This window comes from Nostoc linckia z4 (assembly GCF_002608075.1).
In the GTDB taxonomy this organism is placed as follows: domain Bacteria; phylum Cyanobacteriota; class Cyanobacteriia; order Cyanobacteriales; family Nostocaceae; genus Nostoc; species Nostoc linckia.
In genome coordinates this window covers 16,187-36,674 of the sequence record NZ_LAHA01000056.1, presented here as the reverse complement: position 1 = coordinate 36,674, position 20,488 = coordinate 16,187, and the positions used below count along the sequence as shown (strand labels likewise).

At 40.4% G+C, this 20,488-nt stretch carries 23 protein-coding genes and 1 pseudogene; 13 read left to right on the top strand and 11 right to left on the bottom strand.

The window, feature by feature from the left end; all coding sequences use genetic code 11:
• Nucleotides 1-80: 80 nt before the first annotated feature.
• From VF06_RS30435 to VF06_RS30420, 4 genes are all read right to left on the bottom strand, one after another.
• Nucleotides 81-914 carry a hypothetical protein gene (locus VF06_RS30435; RefSeq protein WP_099069121.1) on the bottom strand — a complete coding sequence of 278 codons (834 nt, stop codon included), beginning with the start codon at nucleotides 912-914 and terminating at the stop codon, nucleotides 81-83.
• Nucleotides 915-948: 34 nt separating this feature from the next.
• The gene (locus VF06_RS30430; protein WP_099069122.1) at nucleotides 949-1,518 is read right to left on the bottom strand and encodes a Pvc16 family protein; all 570 of its coding nucleotides are present in this window, start codon (nucleotides 1,516-1,518) and stop codon (nucleotides 949-951) included.
• Between the two features lie 737 nt (nucleotides 1,519-2,255).
• The gene (locus VF06_RS30425; protein ID WP_099069123.1) at nucleotides 2,256-2,807 is read right to left on the bottom strand and encodes a methylmalonic aciduria and homocystinuria type D protein; all 552 of its coding nucleotides are present in this window, start codon (nucleotides 2,805-2,807) and stop codon (nucleotides 2,256-2,258) included.
• A 506-nt stretch (nucleotides 2,808-3,313) separates the two neighbouring features.
• Nucleotides 3,314-3,520: a glycogen debranching protein gene (locus VF06_RS30420; protein ID WP_099069124.1), complete on the bottom strand. Its 207-nt coding sequence runs from the start codon at nucleotides 3,518-3,520 to the stop codon at nucleotides 3,314-3,316.
• Nucleotides 3,521-3,752: 232 nt separating this feature from the next.
• Between VF06_RS30420 and VF06_RS30415 the strand changes: the two genes are divergently transcribed.
• From VF06_RS30415 to VF06_RS30405, 3 genes are all read left to right on the top strand, one after another.
• Nucleotides 3,753-4,919 carry a DUF58 domain-containing protein gene (locus VF06_RS30415; RefSeq protein WP_099070975.1) on the top strand — a complete coding sequence of 389 codons (1,167 nt, stop codon included), beginning with the start codon at nucleotides 3,753-3,755 and terminating at the stop codon, nucleotides 4,917-4,919.
• A 318-nt stretch (nucleotides 4,920-5,237) separates the two neighbouring features.
• Entirely contained in the window at nucleotides 5,238-5,603 is a 366-nt protein-coding gene (locus VF06_RS30410) for a ferredoxin thioredoxin reductase catalytic beta subunit (RefSeq protein ID WP_099070974.1), read from the top strand.
• A complete protein-coding gene (locus tag VF06_RS30405) occupies nucleotides 5,600-5,992 on the top strand; it encodes a DUF309 domain-containing protein (RefSeq protein ID WP_099070973.1) in 393 nt (130 codons plus the stop codon). Before VF06_RS30410 ends, VF06_RS30405 begins: the two co-directional genes overlap by 4 nt.
• A gap of 186 nt (nucleotides 5,993-6,178) precedes the next feature.
• Here VF06_RS30405 and VF06_RS30400 read toward each other — a convergent pair whose 3' ends face one another.
• Nucleotides 6,179-6,463 carry a DUF2470 domain-containing protein gene (locus VF06_RS30400; protein WP_099070972.1) on the bottom strand — a complete coding sequence of 95 codons (285 nt, stop codon included), beginning with the start codon at nucleotides 6,461-6,463 and terminating at the stop codon, nucleotides 6,179-6,181.
• Between the two features lie 278 nt (nucleotides 6,464-6,741).
• Here VF06_RS30400 and VF06_RS30395 point away from each other — a divergent pair, with 278 nt between their 5' ends.
• Both VF06_RS30395 and VF06_RS43045 read left to right on the top strand, forming a co-directional pair.
• Nucleotides 6,742-7,491: a metallophosphoesterase family protein gene (locus VF06_RS30395; RefSeq protein WP_099070971.1), complete on the top strand. Its 750-nt coding sequence runs from the start codon at nucleotides 6,742-6,744 to the stop codon at nucleotides 7,489-7,491.
• Nucleotides 7,492-7,511: 20 nt separating this feature from the next.
• Nucleotides 7,512-7,640 carry a hypothetical protein gene (locus tag VF06_RS43045; protein ID WP_257207716.1) on the top strand — a complete coding sequence of 43 codons (129 nt, stop codon included), beginning with the start codon at nucleotides 7,512-7,514 and terminating at the stop codon, nucleotides 7,638-7,640.
• On the opposite strand, the gene VF06_RS30390 is transcribed toward VF06_RS43045, so the two are convergent.
• Entirely contained in the window at nucleotides 7,637-8,494 is an 858-nt protein-coding gene (locus VF06_RS30390; RefSeq protein WP_099070970.1) for a M48 family metallopeptidase, read from the bottom strand. The genes VF06_RS43045 and VF06_RS30390 overlap by 4 nt on opposite strands.
• 490 nt (nucleotides 8,495-8,984) lie before the next feature.
• Between VF06_RS30390 and VF06_RS30380 the strand changes: the two genes are divergently transcribed.
• Nucleotides 8,985-9,518, top strand: coding sequence for a DUF4330 domain-containing protein (locus VF06_RS30380; protein ID WP_099070968.1), 534 nt, complete (start codon nucleotides 8,985-8,987; stop codon nucleotides 9,516-9,518).
• Nucleotides 9,519-9,628: 110 nt separating this feature from the next.
• On the opposite strand, the gene VF06_RS30375 is transcribed toward VF06_RS30380, so the two are convergent.
• Complete coding sequence (locus VF06_RS30375) at nucleotides 9,629-10,525, bottom strand: alpha/beta fold hydrolase (protein WP_099070967.1); 897 nt, start codon at nucleotides 10,523-10,525, stop codon at nucleotides 9,629-9,631.
• A 432-nt stretch (nucleotides 10,526-10,957) separates the two neighbouring features.
• Between VF06_RS30375 and VF06_RS30370 the strand changes: the two genes are divergently transcribed.
• Nucleotides 10,958-11,542 carry a hypothetical protein gene (locus tag VF06_RS30370; protein ID WP_099070966.1) on the top strand — a complete coding sequence of 195 codons (585 nt, stop codon included), beginning with the start codon at nucleotides 10,958-10,960 and terminating at the stop codon, nucleotides 11,540-11,542.
• 216 nt (nucleotides 11,543-11,758) lie between these two features.
• Nucleotides 11,759-12,526, top strand: coding sequence for an armadillo-type fold-containing protein (locus tag VF06_RS30365; RefSeq protein WP_099070965.1), 768 nt, complete (start codon nucleotides 11,759-11,761; stop codon nucleotides 12,524-12,526).
• Here the strand turns inward: VF06_RS30365 and VF06_RS41465 are convergent.
• From VF06_RS41465 to VF06_RS30350, 3 genes are all read right to left on the bottom strand, one after another.
• Nucleotides 12,507-12,683 (bottom strand): hypothetical protein, encoded by a 177-nt coding sequence (locus tag VF06_RS41465; RefSeq protein ID WP_244918215.1) that lies wholly within the window; start codon nucleotides 12,681-12,683, stop codon nucleotides 12,507-12,509. The two genes, VF06_RS30365 and VF06_RS41465, sit on opposite strands and share 20 nt — an antisense overlap.
• Nucleotides 12,684-12,707: 24 nt before the next feature.
• Nucleotides 12,708-13,454, bottom strand: a complete 747-nt coding sequence (gene ftsE / locus VF06_RS30355; RefSeq protein ID WP_099070963.1) for a cell division ATP-binding protein FtsE — start codon at nucleotides 13,452-13,454, stop codon at nucleotides 12,708-12,710.
• A 269-nt stretch (nucleotides 13,455-13,723) separates the two neighbouring features.
• On the bottom strand, nucleotides 13,724-14,482 hold the full coding sequence (locus VF06_RS30350) for a WecB/TagA/CpsF family glycosyltransferase (protein ID WP_099070962.1): 759 nt from the start codon (nucleotides 14,480-14,482) through the stop codon (nucleotides 13,724-13,726).
• 424 nt (nucleotides 14,483-14,906) lie between these two features.
• Here VF06_RS30350 and VF06_RS30345 point away from each other — a divergent pair, with 424 nt between their 5' ends.
• From VF06_RS30345 to VF06_RS30335, 3 genes are all read left to right on the top strand, one after another.
• Nucleotides 14,907-15,626 carry a response regulator transcription factor gene (locus VF06_RS30345; RefSeq protein ID WP_099070961.1) on the top strand — a complete coding sequence of 240 codons (720 nt, stop codon included), beginning with the start codon at nucleotides 14,907-14,909 and terminating at the stop codon, nucleotides 15,624-15,626.
• A gap of 158 nt (nucleotides 15,627-15,784) precedes the next feature.
• Entirely contained in the window at nucleotides 15,785-17,458 is a 1,674-nt protein-coding gene (locus tag VF06_RS30340) for a SpoIIE family protein phosphatase (protein ID WP_099070960.1), read from the top strand.
• 3 nt (nucleotides 17,459-17,461) lie between these two features.
• Nucleotides 17,462-17,887: an ATP-binding protein gene (locus tag VF06_RS30335; protein WP_099070959.1), complete on the top strand. Its 426-nt coding sequence runs from the start codon at nucleotides 17,462-17,464 to the stop codon at nucleotides 17,885-17,887.
• Nucleotides 17,888-17,961: 74 nt separating this feature from the next.
• Here the strand turns inward: VF06_RS30335 and VF06_RS30330 are convergent, their stop codons facing one another.
• Nucleotides 17,962-18,390, bottom strand: coding sequence for a ketosteroid isomerase family protein (locus VF06_RS30330; RefSeq protein WP_099070958.1), 429 nt, complete (start codon nucleotides 18,388-18,390; stop codon nucleotides 17,962-17,964).
• Nucleotides 18,391-18,850: 460 nt separating this feature from the next.
• Here VF06_RS30330 and queG point away from each other — a divergent pair.
• Together queG and VF06_RS43035 are read left to right on the top strand one after the other, a co-directional pair.
• A pseudogene (gene queG / locus VF06_RS43040) lies at nucleotides 18,851-19,735 on the top strand (tRNA epoxyqueuosine(34) reductase QueG); the annotation flags it as partial.
• A 63-nt stretch (nucleotides 19,736-19,798) separates the two neighbouring features.
• Nucleotides 19,799-20,428: an HAD-IA family hydrolase gene (locus VF06_RS43035; protein WP_242062410.1), complete on the top strand. Its 630-nt coding sequence runs from the start codon at nucleotides 19,799-19,801 to the stop codon at nucleotides 20,426-20,428.
• Nucleotides 20,429-20,488 lie beyond the last annotated feature (60 nt).

The window sequence follows — 20,488 nt, the reverse complement described above, 5'->3', positions numbered from 1 at the left end:
ATGAACTGATCTAGGCAGGCAATAGCAAGAGGATTATAAAAGAGTAAAGTGTACAGAGTTTCAAAAATCAAATAGGATTTCTATAGATATTTGAGGGCATTAATTACTTGGATTCCGTTATAATTAGGCGGGTTAGGTAAATGTTCTATCCACACAACAGAATTGCTATTTTCACTTTTTTTATTCTTCAATAGTTGAATATTTTTTATTCCTACTTGCTGACAAGCAATTTCTGAGTCAGATATAAAGAGATATTGTTGGGCTTGGGGAAATTGTTGCTGAAGACGTGAAAAGATAGAGTCTGTTTTTTCAGCTTCGGTACTTGCGAATCTGGTAAATTTAATTTCTGTTTTTCTAGTTGTGTCTTTATCTTTAATTAAAAATTCATCGCCATTAATTTCCCTATCAGCAAGCAAGTAATAATACCATCGTTGTTTTTTGGCTTTAAAAGTAATTTTATATTCACCTCCGCTATCCAAGAGTTGAGATTTGGAAGAGGAATGATAAATATCGACAATGCCAAAAATATTTTTTCCTTTGGGCAATTTCCGGTCAGAAAATTTAGTTTTGTTTGTTTCTAAATCTGATACTTCAATATGATTTTTATTAGTAAATTTATAAATAACATTATTGACAGGTTTCCAATCAAGTTCTGTGAAATCTATAAATTCTTCATTTTTGAGCTTTAATATAAAACTAAATTGCAGATTTTCAGCAAGTTCTATCCAGGGCTTACTTTCTGAATCTACTGGTGCAATCACCACTATTCCATTAACTTGATTTTTGATAATCAAACGATAACCACTAAGTATGTGCTGACATTCTGCTGTTGGTTCCAGCCTGAAGTCAGGACATATTTGATTTTGATAATACTCGTGAATAATCCTCAATTCAAATAGTTGTTTATAATGCATAATTTTAACGATATGTATTATTTTTTATAAAAAATTAGATATTTGAAGTTAAAACTACGTTGTCAGCTATATCAGAACTAACTTCTACTGTATCCGCATCTGTAAAGACAACCATTCTGATTTTATAAATGGCTGAAGGCATATAAGACATGCCCAAACTAGCCCAAACCTCTCTTTGTTCTGTAAAAGATAAATTAACCAGTTCGAGAGTTAATTTTTGGATTTCAGAATTCAGCGTTGGAGAGTTGTGCTGATTGAATAACCGATGACTTTGAAAAAATTTGATAATTAGGGATAAAAATTGTAAAGATTGCTCGTAATCAGTAAAATTCGCCGCAAATAAAATATATAAATTCAGGTAAATATTAGGGTTTTTCGGCGAATTACCACCTTGATTAGGCATCCTTTCATAGGCTGCTCCAGAGCGAAAAGTATAGTCTTCTTCTAAGTTGACTAACAAGGTAGTAATGGCATCATTTTGGAAGGAAACGTCTTTCTGATTTCGTTCGCGAACAAATACGACCTCAAAATCCTGCGCTCCGGTTTTAACTCGGATGTAGCTGTTGAGTTGTTCTTTGAGGAATGAAAGGACATGCTCTATCATAGGCAATGATGCAATAATAATTAATTTTTCCTATTCAAACCAATACATTACTCTTAGAGGATGACAATCCTATTTGATTTATAAACTAGTGGTAGTTTTTGAGAACTCATTTAAGATTGCTATTGCTACTAAAAACAGTTTCTATCGCTAATTAAAAGTTAAGAGTCTATTGATAAAGTAAATATTACATATAGAGGGCGAGATGGGCTGAAGTTTTGCACCATCAAAATTGCCATTGTGTTATGGTTATAGGAGGATTTAGCAGGTTGAAAAAATGAAAATTAACCACAAAGCACTATTTTTTGATGCATTAAGTTTTGCAATAATGCACCAGAAAATTTAATTTTTCCTTTATAAATCAACTCTAACTTAGCAAAAGAAAGAATTCGTATTTTTTGGATTATTTACTACTGAAACAATAGTGGTGAGTATAACAACAACATTGTCTGTAAAGTTAAACACAAAATATATCTTTACATTTTATACTTTCTGAAAAATATATTTTGAAATTATTGACGTTGCTGAGTTTAGGTATGAAAATAGTTAAGTGATTTGTGTGCTTTTAAAACCCTGATTCCCAATCCTGAAAAAAGTGGATGTTACACTACAAATCATACATATAATCCAATAGAGTTCAGTTAAAAAAGCTCCTCTGTGGCAGTCAAACAACGGGAAACAGAGAGAAAAAAACATGCTTATCTGAACTTGATTAACATACGATAGATAACAGCAAATTATTAATTTTCTTTCCACCCATGCATAACAGCTATACCTTTAGTAGCCCATTCGATTACAATTGGCGGAGCTTCTGAGATCAGAATGCTTGGATAAACTGCTGCACCCCATTCGGGATGAATTAATACACGACATTGATTTTTAACCACTTGATAGTTGAGTAAAGCTTGAACAACTGCTGTGTCGTCGTGGGGAATTGCTCCGGGATGAGATAATAAAGGATAACCTGTACGAGGGTCGATTAGGTCAGTTAAATAACCGCGATCGCGCAGATTAAATGCTAAATCACAGCCAAATCTCATAAACTTTTCTCGCAAGCGTTCTTTCTCTGTTTCTATTTCGATAGTCTTTTCCACTAGTTGATAACGCGATCGCTGTAAGACAATCACTACTCGTAAAAATGGCTGGTGCTTCCAATCTGGTAATATCCGTTCGCAGTTGGCACAGATATATTGACTGGGGGGATGAATTGAAATTTGAACCGCTTGTCCCGTTTCGCCAACTAAATTAATGGGATAGCCTTGTTTTGAAGCGTAAACTTTAGGATATGTCACTAAATTAATTCGGTTGAAAGCAAGTTTTTTAATTTAATCTACGGTATAGATGATAGCTCTTAATAGTTACAAAAAATCATCAGATTTCTATAATAGATTAATTTTATGATAAGTAGTTGTTAATAACTTGCAATTTTAATCTGATTTTTATGCTTTATTAACCTATTTAATCAGATTGACCGAAGAAAGGCAGAGGGCAGAGGGCAGAAGGCAGAAGGCAAAAAATACAATTTTTCCCTCTGCCAAAAGGGTTTAAAACCCCTAAATTTATTTATGGAAACTTGAAAAAATATGTATTTCGAGATGCACAAGCATAAGAAGTACTGCCTCTTTATTAAATCCCCTAAATTTATTTATGGAGATTCCATAAAAGCCTTCTGCCTTCCCTACAGGACGCTACGCGATCGTACTTCTGCCTTCTTAAGCATTTAACTTGCACGTTTTTTCACGTTAGTTGTTGACGGTTCACTGTCAACCGTCAACAGTCAACGAATTTATTCCTATACTTAATTGAGTTTTAAAGAATTAACAGGAACTTCATCCCAAGAATCCACTGTGCGTAATCGCGCTACCCAACCCGCTGCTTTTTGCGTCTGGGTCAAATTATTCTCAAAGGAATCATGACAATCTTTGGCTTGAGATTCGTTACAACAAGCAATACAAGCATGAATCATACCAGACGGATCGATTTGCTCATTTACCCAAATAGTCATAAAACCTTCCCCTTAACAACTTTAGTCAAAAAAGATATTCATCATTTTAAAATACAAATCTTCTGGGAGTTTTNGGGGATGGGGGGATGGGGAGACAAGGGAGACAAGGGAGATGGTGCAGAGGGGTAGAGAGAGGTTTAAAAAATCTGCTTTGTAGGCGTAGCGCGTGGTAGACATCAAGAAACCCTTTAAGCCTGTGAATTTAGGGTGGTGTTGGGTTAAAAAAGAAACTATGACAATCATCAAACCCATCACCAATTTATTAGAAACCCGCGCCAGTGCCCCTGCATACGGCGGTTGGGTGCTAGCGGCTACGGCTATTTGTTTTTTTGGGGCAGGTATCAATACGATGGCTGGTTGGCTGTACGCCATTAGCGGCATCAGTTTTGCCCTTTTGACTGTAGCGGCCATCTTACCGCCGCGATCGCTCACAAATCTATCCGTCACCCGCCGTTCCATTGCACCTGTGTCAGCAGGTAATGAATTAACGATAGAGTTAGAAATCTGCAATCAGACACAGCAGGCTGTAAGCTTATTGCAAGTTGAGGATATGTTGCCTTTTATTTTGGGCAAACCAGTACAAAAGGCCATCGAGACAATTCCTAGTCAAGGCACTCACCGTTGGGTATACTATCACCCTACAGAGCGCCGGGGCGTCTATCGCTGGCACACAGTGGAACTTGCTTCTGGTGCGCCTTTGGGGTTATTCTGGTGTCGTCGTCAGCGCGATTGTGCCGCTATTGCCATTGTCTATCCAACAGTATTATCCTTGGCTACCTGTCCCCTAGTGGATGAAATGGGACAAGAAGAAAGCAAAAGAAGCGATTCTGTTGGTAAACCCGAAAAGACGGCCACAACGGGACTAGTGCGATCGCTTCGTCCCTACCGCCTGGGAGACTCCACCCGTCTAATTCACTGGCGGACTAGCGCTCGTTACGGAGAATTACGGGTGCGAGAGTTAGAAATGGTGACTGGTGGACAAGAGATAGTTATTGCCATTGACAGTGCTAGCAATTGGCAAGAAGAAAACTTTGAACAAGCAGTAATCGCAGCAGCCTCATTGTATTTTTATGCACAAAAACAGCAATTACAGGTGCAACTGTGGACAGCATCCACAGGTTTAATTAAAGGAGAACGTTTTGTTTTAGAAACCCTAGCAGCAACCACTACCTTAGAAGAAGCCAGCACAGTAGTCCCCAAAAGCCATCCTTTGATTTGGCTGACTCAAAACCAAAAAAGCCTTGCTACTCTATCTCCAGGTAGCCGCTGGGTTTTGTGGCAGAATATGTCATCGCCACCAGAACCAGAAGTTATCAATTGGCAGCATCCGGGTATAGTTTTGCAAAGCGATCGCCCACTACAACCCCAACTACAAAAAACAATAAAATATGGGGCATAGAAAATTCGGGGTGCTGGATGTTGATTGTTGACTGTTGAGTGTTGACTGATGACTGTTGACTGGTAAATCAGGATTTATTCTCCCTTGTCTCCCTTGTCTCCCTCATCTCCCTCACCTCCCCACCTCCCCACCTCCCCACCTCCCCCCGCCAGCTAAGCTTCTCTGATTTGCTAGATTGTCTGCACGCCAGATATATCAGCCTTTGTGCATATATAAAACAGCATAAGCAAATAAGGTTGGGGAAATACACCCAGTAATCCCCCACTGCGGCTGAGGTACAATGCAAAGAAATATTTAAATTATGAGTGCCCGATCCACATGATCACATCAGAAGTTAACACAAAATCCAGCGATAAAAGCCTTGAGGCAATGCGGCATTTTTCTGAACAATACGCCAAGCGTACTGGAACATACTTCTGTTCTGAACCTTCTGTTACCGCAGTGGTGATTGAAGGACTAGCCAAACATAAAGATGAACTGGGTTCGCCTTTATGTCCTTGTCGCCATTACGAAGATAAAGAAGCTGAGGTTCACGCCACATATTGGAACTGCCCCTGCGTACCAATGAGAGAACGCAAAGAATGTCACTGTATGTTATTCCTCACACCTGACAATGAGTTTGCTGGAGACAAGCAAGAAATCTCTCTGGAAACAATTAAAGAAGTGCGAGATAGCATGGGATGAGCGAAACCATCCCCCAAGAGTTTTGGCAAGGCATAGAACAATTCAATTGTGGCCAGTTTTACGCCTGCCATGACACTTTAGAGGCTCTATGGATTGAAGCCAGCGAACCGGAAAAAACCTTTTATCAAGGTATTCTGCAAATTGCTGTGGCACTGTATCATCTAGAAAATCGTAACTGGCGAGGTGCGGTAATCCTGCTGGGAGAAGGCAGCAATCGCCTGCGGCGTTACCCATCTAGTTACGGTGGTATTGATGTAGATGAGCTATTAAGTCAAAGCGTAGCATTGTTGAAGACATTGCAACAAATAGGAGCAGAAAAAATTACCGCTGGCGATTTCGGTGAAAATCAAGCCCTATCTTTACCTAGAATTGTGCTAGTTAGCGATTAATCAAGTTTAAGTATGTGAAGAAAGATAAGGAAGATAGGAGAAAAGCACATTATTTTAAGTTTGTAGTAAGGACTTTAGTCCTCTAATAAGGACTGAAGTCCTTACTACAAGCAAAAAAAATTGATTTTTTGTGACACTTGCGTAAGTCCTGACAGAGAAAGAAAAGAAGATTACCGCTATTTTTTGCTACTTTGATTTCACCCGCGCTTGCTTCACCATTGCAATCAAAGTTTGATGAGCATCTTCCGAATCTGCTAAAACATGGTCGAATGGAATACGAACTGGCACATTTTCTCCATTTACTTGCGCTGTTAAATCCATACCATCTGCATCAATTGACAGCATTTGCGCTGTGATTGCATCAGTGATGCCACCAAAAGCCTTAGCATAAAGAACCACAGCATCAGCATGATCCTCGTTCATGTGGTTACAGATACGCGAACTAATTTCAGCAGAAAAATTGTTAGACATTGCCAAATAAAAATTTAGTTATACAGCAAGGCCTTCGATTCTACGCTAACAACTGAGATTAAATTTACTGATTTTTAAATTGTCACAAAAATCATAGACCATACTATATTGCGATGCCAATCAAACCTATTCCTGACTGGAATAATAATTAAATTAAAATTAAACTTTAAATTACAATAAAGGTTATCCAGTATTTTCACCCGTCATTGCGGAAAGAAGACAGCTTAAACTGTAGCAGAGTATGAACGAACATTCTAAATTATTGTAGTCAAGAGACAATGAGCGAAACTAACCCCAGACGAATTGTAATTGGGGATGTACATGGTCACTATGAAGGTTTGATGATATTGTTGGAGGCCATCGCCCCCACATCAGACGATCGAGTTTATTTTCTGGGAGACTTAATCGATCGCGGCCCTCATAGCGCACAAGTAGTTAATTTTGTCAAGCGAAATAACTACCCGTGTCTGCTGGGTAATCACGAGCAGATGTTATTAAGCATTATCACTGAAGAAAAAGCTTTTTCTCCCAGGATGCAAGCATGGCTATATAGTGGAGGGCAAGCTACAGTAGCCAGTTACCACGAAGCTACAATTCCAGATGACCATTTAGACTGGTTTAAATCTTTACCTACATATATGGACTTGGGGGATATTTGGTTAACTCATGCAGGAGTTGACCCTTCTAAGCCAGTGATAGAACAAACAGCCGAGCAGCTGTGCTGGATACGAGAAGAATTTCACAGCATTCCCAAGCCTTACTTTCCTGATAAGCAAATTATCATTGGTCACACCATTACCTTTACTCTACCGGGTGTTTCACCTGGTCAACTGGCACAAGGACAGGGATGGCTAGACATAGATACTGGTGCCTATCATCCCCGGAGTGGATGGTTGACTGGACTAGATATTACAAACAATTTAGTATATCAAGTTAACATTTTTAGAAATTATCTGCGTGCCCTGCCCTTACAAGATGCAGCGATCGCAATTGACCCCGCTAAAATCAGAGTTAATCGTCGGGATTAGAGATGGGGGAGATGGGGGAGATGGGGAAGACAAGGGAGACAAGGGAGACAAGGGAGACAAGGGAGACAAGGAGAATAATTTCTCACTCACCAGTCACCAGTCAACAGTCAACACTCACCAATCAACACTCCCAATACCGTCAAGGCTAAGCTAATGGTCGAATATTAGCTCTATAACTAGCACTATCTAATCCGTAAGTTCCATTACTAGGTTGGGACTCGATTGCACGTTTGAGGTTAGCAATGCGATCGCTGGTTCCGGGGTGGGTACTCAAAAATGTGGGCACAGAACCACCTTGTTTCAAAAGTTTTTGCATAAAAGAAACCATAGCAGACTGGGCATAACCAGCCCGTGTCAAAGTTTTTAATCCTCTTTTGTCAGCGTCATATTCATCTTGACGACTGCGGGGACGATTTAAGGCAAGTTCTACACCAATATTGATGGCGGTGTTGCGGTCTAAACCAGTTGCGGTTGCTAAACCGCTAGCGATGGCTCTTTGGCGCATCTGTTTCACCAAGTGTTTTCCACCAATGTGACCAATTTCATGGGCGATGACACTTGCTAGTTCTGCTTCATTATCTGCGGCTTTGAGCAAACCCGTGTGTACATATACATAGCCTCCCAAAGTGGCAAAGGCATTAATGGCATTATCTTCAACTACTTGGAAAGTATAGCTAAGATTGGGGCGATCGCTATTAGCCGCTAAGCGCCGGCCAATTTGTTCTACATAGCTATTAACTCCAGCATTCTTGTAAAGTCGGACTTGACTCCCTATTATTTCCTGATTAATCTGTTTGCCAATATCAGTTTCCTGGCGATCGGATATATTAGAAAGCTGAAGTACCTGGACTCCTTGCAATATTAGAGGCAAGAATTCTAAAGTTCTTCCAGGCAAGGCTGTACCCAGGCACAGGCTCAAAGCCACTACTACCGAAATTAGTGGATAAAACCAGCGACGCCGCCACGTGCGGTAGTTTACAACAAAACCTTTCCAGTTCAACATAATCTGCACTGAAGATAATTTCGAGAGAACGTAAAATGATAAGACAAATTATGAGACGAATTTAGAGTATTCTAAGTTGCATTATTAGTTCAAAACTAAACCGATTGTTATACAACTAATACTTACGCAAATATACCGAAATTGACACAACTAACGATTCCCTCTAGAGATAGGCTTAAGGGAAATCCAAAAAAGAAATTCTTCTGCTTCAGGTGGTTGACTGTTATTTGTTAACTGTGAATGGTCAACAGTTAACAGTAGTAATGGAATATTTTTTACTTGCAAGTCCCTAAAGATGAGATTTGATTTTTTTGGTGTATTAGTTCCAATAAAAATTTTTGAGTTACCAGCCGCAGTTCTAAACTGACAAACTCGTGATAAACTGTCCACCAGCCCATTGGAGTTATTAGCAAATAGATAAAATTACCGTTTCCGTCAAAAAGAATCTTGCTACAATCAATTACTTCGCTATTACCTGGGAAAACTTTTTATGGCTATTTTAGATTCAAAAGGTCGTTTGTTTGGCAAAATTAACCTCCTCGATTTAGGTGCTGCGTTGGTAATTCTGCTAGTTATATTTGGCATCTTTATCTTTCCTGGTACTTCTGGTTCTGTTGCTCAAGTTGGTTCCAAAACAGTACCCATAGAAGTAGATTTAGTAGTTCGTGGTTTAAATGTGCGCGATCCGGAACAATTGTTCAATAACGGATTCCAAAAAGGCGGTAAAACTAATGTGATTATCCGCAACCAACCTTATGGGCAGATTGAGATTAAATCAATTCAACAGCTACCAAGAACAGTTAATGTTTTCCAACCTGATGGAACTGTTAAAGAATTGCCAGATCCAAAAACTAATAATTTTAGTACAGATTTTCTCTTAACTCTAGATGGCAAAGCTCAAGTCACTACAAGCGGGCCTGTTCTTGGTAACAGTAAAGTCAAAATTGGAATGCCCTTTGAGTTAGAAGGTTTTAACTACAATTTCAATGCTACTGTCATTGATATCAGAATCAAAGATAAGTAGTCTTTTTTAAGAATTCAGAATTCAGAATTCAGAAGTTAAAAAATTAATACATTCAAAGAAGTTTCGTTTTCAAGTCATATGCTACATTCTGAATTCTGACTTCTGATACATTAATTGAGCAAAGACAAAAATTGGCGAATCAACCCAATTGTGACTGCTGGCAATTCTAACTGTGGCGTTAAACCCACATCTTCCAATTGTTGAAAAAACCGGATTGCTTGGGGATTCATTTCGGCAAGGCGGCGACCAATTCCAGGGCCCGTAAATTGGGATTTTTGTCCCCAAATAATTGCTGTAGGAGTGGTCAATTGTTGAATATAAAGGGATAAATCAAAGCACAAATCCCCACGTACAAAAGATAGTGCTGCATACTCAGCATTCGGCTGTTGGGCAGATTCTAGATAAGCATCTACAATTTCTTGGTAGATGCGGTTGGGCTGAGCGAATTGTCGTTGCTCTAAGAAACTGCGAATACCGCCACTGGTAGCAACTCCAGTACTGTATAGCAGGCGGTCAATAATAGGAACACTAATTAACTGAGCAAAAAAGCTGCGGGAATAGTCTTCGCCAAAATCGGAAAGTCCGGCGGGGGTAGTGAGAATTAAAGACTTAAATAATTCCGGATGAGCGATCGCTACTCTAATTGTAAAGGCTGCGGTCAAAGATGAAGCAATGGTTGTTACTGGGCCACTACAAGTTTGCTGCAAAAACTCCCGAATACTTGTCAAATAATCGTCAATTTTATAACTAAGTGCGGGATGCTCAGATTTACCCCAACCAATTAAATCTGGTGCAATAACCCGATATTCAGCAGCAAAAGCCGGATAAACTTTCGACCACTCATAAGCAGAAGATCCACCACCAAAGCCGTGCAAAAATACCAAAGTTTCTCGGTCGTCTTTGACAGTGGCGTCGTTGTACCAGGGTGTCCCAGCAGCGGTATAATACACCATCTTACCTAATGAGGTAATTACGGAGCGTTGTTCAAATCCTATTGGTTGAAACATAAATATTTTTCTTCACTCTAATGATTGATTAACACAGATAACAGGAGAGATACAGGCACAGGCAAAGGAATTATCTTTATTATCAATGAAGCAATTACTTGAAGACTTCTGACCAGCGTCAGATTAAGCAGATGTAAAACTACTGAAGTAGTTGTAAAGATTTGGTGTTTATTTTTTCATAGACAAAAACAAACTAACCTTGTAATTACTGCATTTATTAGGTCATCAGTATAACAAGTATTATTTAGTACATAAAAATTAAATGGTTGTTTATGATACTCTATGAAAAAACTGATAAATAATTTTGAGCTTCAAAAATAGCGAAAATGCTGGCTTTGATGGGCTGTTAATTTTAGTTGTGCATCTAAAAAGAATAGCTTTTGATATATTACTAATCTGATTATTTTCTACGTAATGGTAAGGCGGAATGTCATGGTAAAACAGGCTACTCTTCAATCAAATAAAGCACCAAGGATTGAAGACCCTAAATTTGCGCTTGACAATCTTAATATACAACACCAAATTACAGCTTCATCCTGGCGCGATCGCGTGGAGCCACCTATTGACCTTACCAAACTCAGTATACCTACTTGTATTTGTTTAGACTTTGAAGACTTGAAGTGTTTTGAAGTAGTAGAGTCCCAGTATGAACGCTGGGGAGTAATTTTTCGTAATTCTCTAGCAATACAGCCATCAAATCCCGCATTTCCCAGTTATTCGGGGCTGACAGTCCTAATGGGAGCGCCCAAAAGCGGATTTTTAGAAGCTACTTTCTTGCATCCTGTGAACTCGGTTAGTGCCTTTGTGACAAGTTCCCAACGGCTAGTACTTTCGGCTTACGATGGCCATAGGCAACTCCTTGGACAAACCGCACTACCGAGCGGTAATCTAGCCGATTCCGACTCAGCAATTTCCCCGAATACATTATTATCCATCAGTGCGAATAACATCTACACAGTTACTTTCTGTGCTTTTGACGGTCAATTTGTCCTTGATGACTTTCGTTTTTGTTTCTAAACTAGAAACGTTAAAAACTCACTAGAAAAATTAAGCTTACTCGTCCGAGTCCGGGTATTCTTTTAGAGTATATTGTTCATGGATCTCCCCAAGGGTAGAAACTAGGGTGTGATTTCTCATCTCCCAGTGTTTTTACCAATTGTGGACGCTCCTTGATTTTTCGTATCTAATCAAACTTTTACAAAAGGTAATCTCGTATTCAAGTAGGTAAACACCGTGGCACAGGCTTCGTCTTCTTGGCAGCAATTGATCGAGCAGCTTCCCAACTGGTCGCTTCCAAAGTTCAAGATAGGAGGAAGCTCAAAACAACAAACTTTTAAACGCTACTCCGGGCCTGGAGGCTTTCTAGGGTTCCTGACCATTATCATTGCCATGCTGTTGTGGAACTGGAAACTCCTATTAGCTCTGTTAATCGGCGTTGGGGTAATGGTATTAGTTTACTCAATGCAAGAGTGGGACTGGCAATTACGCTGGTCTAAAATACGCGAATTCTTAAATAATCCAAACCGTCGGTTAGTCTTAGCAGTTCTCAGTGGTGGTATTGCTACTGTTAGTACTTACATGGCTGCTGCAATTTGGGTTGATTCTCATAGCCGATGGATTGCGGCTGGTGCTATCGCCCAAGGTGTAGGAACCCTGCTAACTTTAATTTTATTAGTATGGCAAATTGTCAACTTTTATGGAAATCGAGAAGAAGACCACCTCGAACAATTGTTAGTCAACTTAACAGAAAAAGATCCATTAAAGCGGTTAATAGCTCTGCGTCAACTAACTAAATTGATTGTTCGTAAGCGAGTTGATACTTCAGTGCAGCAAGATGTAGTGGAATGCTTGCAACTTCTACTGAGTCGTGAAGAGGAAGTTGTGGTTAGAGAGGCGGCTTTTAAAATCTTGCAAGCCTGCGATCGCTCACAAATACTACCACCCAAAACAGCCAAAACCTTCATACCCATATCAGCAAAACTCAAACAGCGTGTTTATTAGTCATTGGGCATTGGGCATTGGGCATTGGGCATTGGGCATTGGGCATTTCTTCCTCTGCTCCCCCTGCTTCCTTGTCCCCCTTATCTCCCTTGTCTCCCCATCTCCCCATCTCCCCATCTCCCCATCTCCCCATCTCCCCATCTCCCCATCTCCCCATCTCCCAATACCCCATGCCCCATTATTATTTACGAAACAGCCTTCCATTGCGAACTTGCACTACCGGATGATTGCATCGTCGCACCAATTGTTCATCGTGGGTGGTAACAATTACCGTAGCTCCAAAGGAATTTAACTTTTGGAGAATTTGTATAACTTGCCAAGAATTATCGGGATCGAGATTTCCGGTTGGTTCATCAGCTAGTAGCAGTGGTGGTGTACTGACTATCGCCCTAGCAATACTCACCCGCTGTTGTTCTCCTCCAGAAAGTTGATCTGGAAAACAGTCAGCTTTATTCAGTAAACCCACTAACTTTAAAGTTGGTTCTAAGCGGCGTTGAATTTCTTTACGGGTATAGCCTTGAGCTTGGAGTACAAAAGTAACATTTTCTGCTACTGTCCGTTGGTTAATTAGTTTGTAGTCCTGAAACACAATTCCAATACGTCGCCGCAATAATGACAAGCGATCGCCCTTTAAAGCTGCTACATTACATTCATCAACAATTACTTCACCTTGTGTGGGTAACTCCTGGCCATAGAGCAGTTTCAAAAGCGTGGATTTACCAGAACCACTCGGCCCTGTGATAAACAAAAATTCTCCCTTTTTAACTTCAAGGTTCGCATTTAACAAGGCATGAGAACCATTGGAATAGGTTTTAGTTACAGATTGCAATTGCACCTTTTTAGCATTACTGCTAATGTGCTGTTGAGTTTCACTGTGCTGTTTATCAACGGATTTCTCTGTCTTAACTTCACTTGTTAATACTGGCATTGTTAAATTCTCCTCATACCCACAACCAAATACTTTGCCAACCTAGATTCGACATTCTCCTCAAAATCAGAATTCCCAGGTTTTGCCTGGGAATTTCAAATGGAATAAAGAAATTTAAAATTTGTTAAAGATTTCAGTATCAGCTACGTAAAAGTACTGGGAATTGGGTATGGGGTATTAGAGTGTTGACTGTTGACTGGTGACTGGTGAGTGGGGAGTTATTATTCTCCCTTGCTCCTGTCCTTCTCCCTCATCTCCCCACTCTCCACTCAGCACTTAATTGCACTCTTTGTAGTCCAGCGATAGACAAAGGCTTTCATCGCAAACTCTGGCAAAGCTAACATCCGCCGCCAACGCCAAGGTTCTTGATATAGCCGATATAGCCATTCCAAATTGTTGTTTCCTAACCAAGCGGGAGCGCGAGTTTTAGTTCCTGACCAAATATCAAAACTGCCACCAACGCCAATCCAAATTGCTTGGGGGCACAAATGGCGATTTTCGGCAATCCATAATTCTTGACGTGGCACTCCTAGACCTACAAAAATCACTTGTGGCTGCAATTCGGCAAGAGTTTGTTGCAATTGTGCTTCTTCTTGTGGGGAATGGTAACCTGAGTGAGTACCTACTAAGTTCAAATCTGGAATTTGCTGTTGCCAAAACTCTGCTGCTTTTGCAGCCACTCCAGGTGCAGCGCCATAAAAAAAGACTTTTGCTCCTGTCTTTTGTTGTCCAAGTTGTTGCAAAAGCTTTTCTGATAATTCAATTCCTGGACAACGCTGTACTTTTTGCCATAATAACCAGCGTAAATACAGAACAACCCCAGCTCCATCTGGAATCACCAGTTCAGCATTTTGAATGGCCTGAGCTAAAAGTTCGTTACGCTCTGCCTGCATAGTCATTTCTGCATTGAGGGTTACTACATGAGTTCCTCTGCCTTGTTGCAAGCATTCTAACAACCAGCCCGGATAATTACTCATCACATGAACTGGTATTCCCAACACTGAAAATGCTTCAGGCGATTTAGACATATGCCTATTTTTGATTGATTTCACACCACATTTCCTTGAATGTTAAGTTTATCAAATATTTTTATCAAAGAAGAATTTAACACGAGCCAGTCTGGTTTCTGTCATGAGGGTAACCCTAAGGGATGAAAACCACTATCTACCGTACATAGGACTTAGGGTATAGGGGTATGAGGGTGTACAAGAATATTCCATAGAAGACTGTTGACTGTTAACTGTTAACGCTTTATCAAAAGATGGGGAATTGCTGGATAATTAAGGGAATATCAACTGCCTTTGATTGTCAAGATTGGGTTCTTTCTCAACGTAAGATTAGTTGCTCAACAAGTGTGACATTATACGAAGATGCCTTTTATCTGTGCCTAGATAAGACTTTTTAGTAAACTCGACTTTACAGTTAAGGTAGTGTAACGGGCTGAAGTTGGCTATGAGTAAAATTCGTATTGCTCTGATTGAAGATCATGACCTGACTCGCGTAGGTATTCGGACAGCACTACTACAAAAAGATGAAATTGAAGTTGTAGGGGAAGCTGCTAATGCCGCTGAGGGATTAAAAATGTTAAAAGTGCTACAACCAGATATTGCCATAGTAGATATTGGTTTACCAGATAAGGATGGCATTGAGTTGACACGGGAGGTAAAATCTACTACTAATAACGAAGAGTCAAGCACAAAGGTGTTAATTTTGACACTGCGGGATAATCGAGAAGCGGTATTGGCGGCTTTTGCTGCGGGGGCAGACTCTTACTGTATGAAAGATATCAAATTTGATAATTTGCTGGAAGCAGTACGAGTAACTTACAATGGCAACGCCTGGATCGATCCGGCGATCGCTCGAATTGTATTACAACAAGCGCAACAAAATCCCCAAAAGTCGGAATCGGCTTTTGTAGATACTAAAGCCGTTGCCCCTAATCCTGATTTTGCGGAAAATCTGGAAGGAATTGAACCCTACACCCTGACAGAAAGGGAGTTAGAAGTGTTACAGTTGATTGTCGAAGGTTGTAGCAATGCGGTAATTGCGGAAAGGCTTTACATCACTGTCGGAACTGTTAAAACTCACGTCCGCAATATTTTGAATAAGCTATGTGCCGATGACCGTACTCAGGCCGCAGTCCGCGCCTTGCGTTCTGGGTTAGTGGGATAAAAGTTAAATTCAACTAACAGTAAACAGTTATCAAGGTTTCAAACACTGATAACTGATAACTGTTGAGAATGATTAGTTCTAAATTTTCGTTGGTTATCAGGTGGGATAAACATCAGACTATCTCGCCACTAAACATAGTTGAAAAATTAAAGTCAAATATGGCTGAGACAGGGGTGGACAAACTCAAGCTCATGGTGGTAGACGATGAGCCAGACAACTTAGATTTACTCTACCGCACTTTTAGACGAGATTTTCAAGTGTACAAAGCTAATCATGCTCATGGTGCTTTGGAAATCTTGGAGAAGGTTGGCGAGATGGCTGTGATTATTTCTGACCAAAGAATGCCAGAAATGAGTGGGAGCGAATTTTTTAGTCGCACGGTGGAACGATTTCCGGACACGATTCGGATTTTGTTAACTGGTTTTACCGATGTCGAAGATTTGGTAGATGCGATTAACTCCGGTCAGGTGTTCAAGTACATCACCAAACCCTGGAATCCAGAGCGACTCAGGGCGTTAGTGGAACAAGCCACCGATACATACCGCTTAGTGAAGAAGCGCACCCAAGAGTTACGTCGGGCGCTGCGCCGAGAATCTTTGTTCAATGCAGTGACAACGGCAATTCGAGAATCTTTAGACTACGACAGTATGCTGCAAAAGACTGTAGCAACCATTGGACAAACCTTTGAAGCTACTAGTTGTATGCTCAGACCAACAGAAGGCGATCGCTTAACATCGGAGTTGTTCTCATACTACGATTCTCAATCTGATGTGTTGGATTGCGCCTTCGACTCGACTCCTTTAATTGAAAAAGTTCTGCAAACCCGTCATTACGAACTTGCTCAAGAAATATACGACGGTAACCCTTGTCATCATCTGGTTGTACCGCTTAGCTATCAGCAACATCTAGTGGCTGTGTTGACTCTCCATCAATGGGGACGCCATCGTCCTTGGGAAGAAGAAGACATCCAACTGATTGCAGGTGTGGCCGAACAAGCAGCTTTAGCTCTTTCCCAAGCAAAACTCTACCAGCGCCTCCAGGAAAAACAACAGCAGATTCACAATGAGTTAGAAGTGGCTCGCCAAATTCAATACAATCTGCTCCGCCAAAGTTTACCTGATATCAAAGGTGTGAAAGTACAAGCCTGCTGCTACCCCGCGCGGGAAGTAGGAGGAGACTTTTTTGAAGTTTTTGTCCATCCCAAAGGCGATTTGTGGTTGGCTGTGGGTGACGTTTCTGGCAAAGGCGTTCCAGCTGCTTTATTTATGGCTAGTGTTATTTCCGTCTTGCGCTGGGAATTATCTCAAGAAGCCCCAGCAGCGCCAAATGTCGTTATGCAGAACCTCAACCACGCTTTGAGTGAAGACTTAATTAGCAATAATTATTTCATCACTCTTGTGTTAGCTTGTTATACCCCTAGTACTAGGGAACTCATCTACACTAATGCTGGTCACATTTATCCACTTTTATGGTCACACAAAGCAGCATCAGCCGACAATCCCAATTACCTCAAAGTCCGCAGCGTTCCCTTGGGGATATTGCCCAAATGGCAAGGACAGTCTTGTAGCTTGGTTCTCGCTCCTGGAGACACACTGTTACTAACTAGTGATGGTATTACAGAAGCAATGGTATTTAATAATTCATCTAATTTAGTAAAAACCGTGTCTGGCGTTGAGCCTGTTGAACGTTCTATGCTGAATCAAGATGGCCTTTGGCAACTCTTACAAAAAGAGGAAAAACCGCTTTCTCTGAACCATTTAGTAGCTCGCATACAGGCAGATAACTACGTCCAAGAAGACGATCAAACTATACTCTCGCTGGAGATTTTGTAAGTAATGAAAAGTGAGCTTCATGTACCAAGTGATTTGAATTTTCTCAATATTGTTGAGAACTGGTTGTTGGGATGTTTGAAAATCCAGCTAGGAGACTCGGTAGATTGGTCGCGCCAATCGAGTCGTTTGAGATTGGCTTTAGTGGAAGCCTACTCAAACGCAGTACGTCACGCCCATAGGGACAAACCAAATTTGCCCATATTACTGCGTTTGGAACTCAAAGACCGAGACTTGGCTCTAGAAGTTTGGGATTATGGTGAAGGCTTTGATATGTCTACCTACTATGCTCCTGACCCTGTTGAAAAACAAGAAGGTGGTTATGGTTGGTTGATTATGAATCGTCTAATGGATAAAGTAGACTACAAGTTACAAATTAATGGCGCTAACTGTCTCAAGTTAGAAGCTACTTTACCCGAATTAGTCAAATGAGTTGGCAGTTGGAGCATAGTTTAGGACGTGAGTTCATGGACTTTTTGCCTATTGTCTGTTGCCTGCTATACTTACTATTTTTGAGGGCGTAAAGATAGTAACTCTTGAGGTGAAGCTAAAAGTTTGATTCTAGTATATAAAATTTGCTGTTGTTGGTTGAGGATAAATGTCCACAAGACATTGACGCCACACCAAGAAGTTTGGGCCTTACCTGTTACTTGGACTTGGATGGTAGTGTTTTCCAATGTGTCGCTTATTCCTGTATTGGGGTAAGCTTTAATGTTTTGGGCTTCTTGCTTTAAGTAAGCTGCGATCGCATCACGTCCCACAATATCAGATTCCAGGGGTGGACGCATCACACCGTCCTCGGTAAATAAACCCGCAGTTTGCTCAAAGTCTCCCGCATTCAATGTTTCAAAATAACGCATTACACTTGTTTGTGTAATTCCTGGAATTTGCAATTCTGTTTGCAACTGTACTGGGGATATTTCCGCAGAGGTCATAAAATTACCTATATTACATTAGCTAAATATTAATTTGATTACAAAAATCCTTAAAAAAAAAGCCACTATTGAGATAGTTGCTACATACGTTTAAATCTTTCTGATGGTGGATTTGTTGACTGTTGACCGTTGACCGAAAAAATCGGAAGTTGCAAGTCAAGAAAACTAAATGGTACAAGCCACCAGATTTATCTCACGTGGGATATCACTCAATACGCTTGGGTTAATTGCTTTTTGCACTCTTGTGGTCAAAGGGATGCATCTTGATTGCAAAAAGGCAAAATACTAAACCTTTCCCCGGTTGGTGAGCTTGTCGAACCATTACCCTTCCCCTTTTCCCGACTTCTCTTAGAAGTCTAACGATCTGAATGTAAAACAAGTCACAAATATTTATCAAAAAAATGACTACATTAATGTATAATAATTATGCCTGTAGTTAGGCAAATTCAAATATAAAACAATGAATTACTCTTCCGTAACCAGCAGCAGGGTCGTCAAAGAAAAAGCCAGCGAGTTGGGCTTTCACAAAGTTGGAATTGCTGCTGTGGACAAGGTAGATGTTACAGAAGCACAGAGGTTGAAAGCATGGCTAGCGCTGGGTTATCAGGCTGATATGGAATGGATGAGTAACCCAAAGCGCCAGGATATTAGGTTGGTGATGCCAGAAGTGCGATCGCTCGTTTGTGTAGCGCTGAATTATTACACAGCATATCAACGTCCCCAAGGGGAAGAATACGGCAAAATTTCTCGTTATGGCTGGGGAAGGGATTATCACAAGGTAATGCATAAAAAACTCAAGCAGCTAGCCACCTGGTTAGAATCACTGGATGAAAATATACAAGCCATTTATTATGCAGACACAGGCCCAGTGCAAGATAAAGTCTGGGCACAAAAAGCGGGAATTGGTTGGATTGCCAAAAATGGTAATGTGATTACACGCGAGTATGGTTCTTGGGTATTTTTGGGAGAAGTGTTAACCAATTTGCAACTAGAAAGCGATCGCCCCCATACAGAACACTGCGGTAGTTGTACTCGTTGTCTTCAAGCATGTCCCACCGATGCAATTACTCAGCCTTTTGTGGTGGATGCCAATCGCTGCATTGCTTATCATACAATTGAAAATCGGGCAGAAGAATTGCCACAAACACTTACACCCCATTTGCAAGGCTGGGTTGCTGGTTGCGATATCTGCCAAGATGTTTGTCCTTGGAATCAACGTTTTGCGAAGAATACTGATATCGCTGAGTTTGCGCCCTATCCTCAGAATCTTGCTCCCCGACTGCTAGAGTTAGCCCAAATCTCTTATGGAGACTGGAATAAACGATTTCCAGCATCCGCCTTACGACGGATTAAGCCAGAAATGTTACGACGCAACGCTCAAGCTAATCTTGACGCATCTAAGCGAAAGATGACTCAAAAAGTAATTATTTTTGATTTTGATGGCACAATTGCTGATACAGTAGACGCCCTTGTCAGTATTGCTAATCGTCTAGCTGTAGACTTTGGTTATATCCAAATAACCCCAGACCAATTAGCGTTACTCAAAAACTTAACATCCAGAGAAATTATTAAATACTCTGGAGTTTCGCTGTTTAAAATACCTTTTTTAGTTAAAAAAGTGAAAGGAGAATTAAAAAACAAAATCCCCGAATTAAAGCCTATTCCTGGAATTCAGGAAGCATTGGTAGAACTCCAAGCTCAAGGATACAAACTGGGAATTATTACTTCTAACTCCAAAGAAAATGTTACACAATTTCTCCAAATTAATGGTTTAGATCGCTTATTTGATTTTATATATTCAGGAATTACAATTTTTGGTAAAACAACTATTATTAATAATGTATTGAAGCAAAAACAATTAAAGCCCCAAGATGTAATTTATGTAGGAGATGAAACGAGAGACATAGAAGCATCAAAAAAAGCAAATATCCAAGTAATTGCAGTGACTTGGGGTTTTAATTCATCAGAAGTACTCGCTAAGCAAAATCCAGATTATTTGATTCATAAACCTAGCGAGTTACTAGAAGTGATGAAATGAAAATTCAAAATGTAGAGACGTTACAATGCAACGTCTCCACATAATAGATTTAGGATGAGA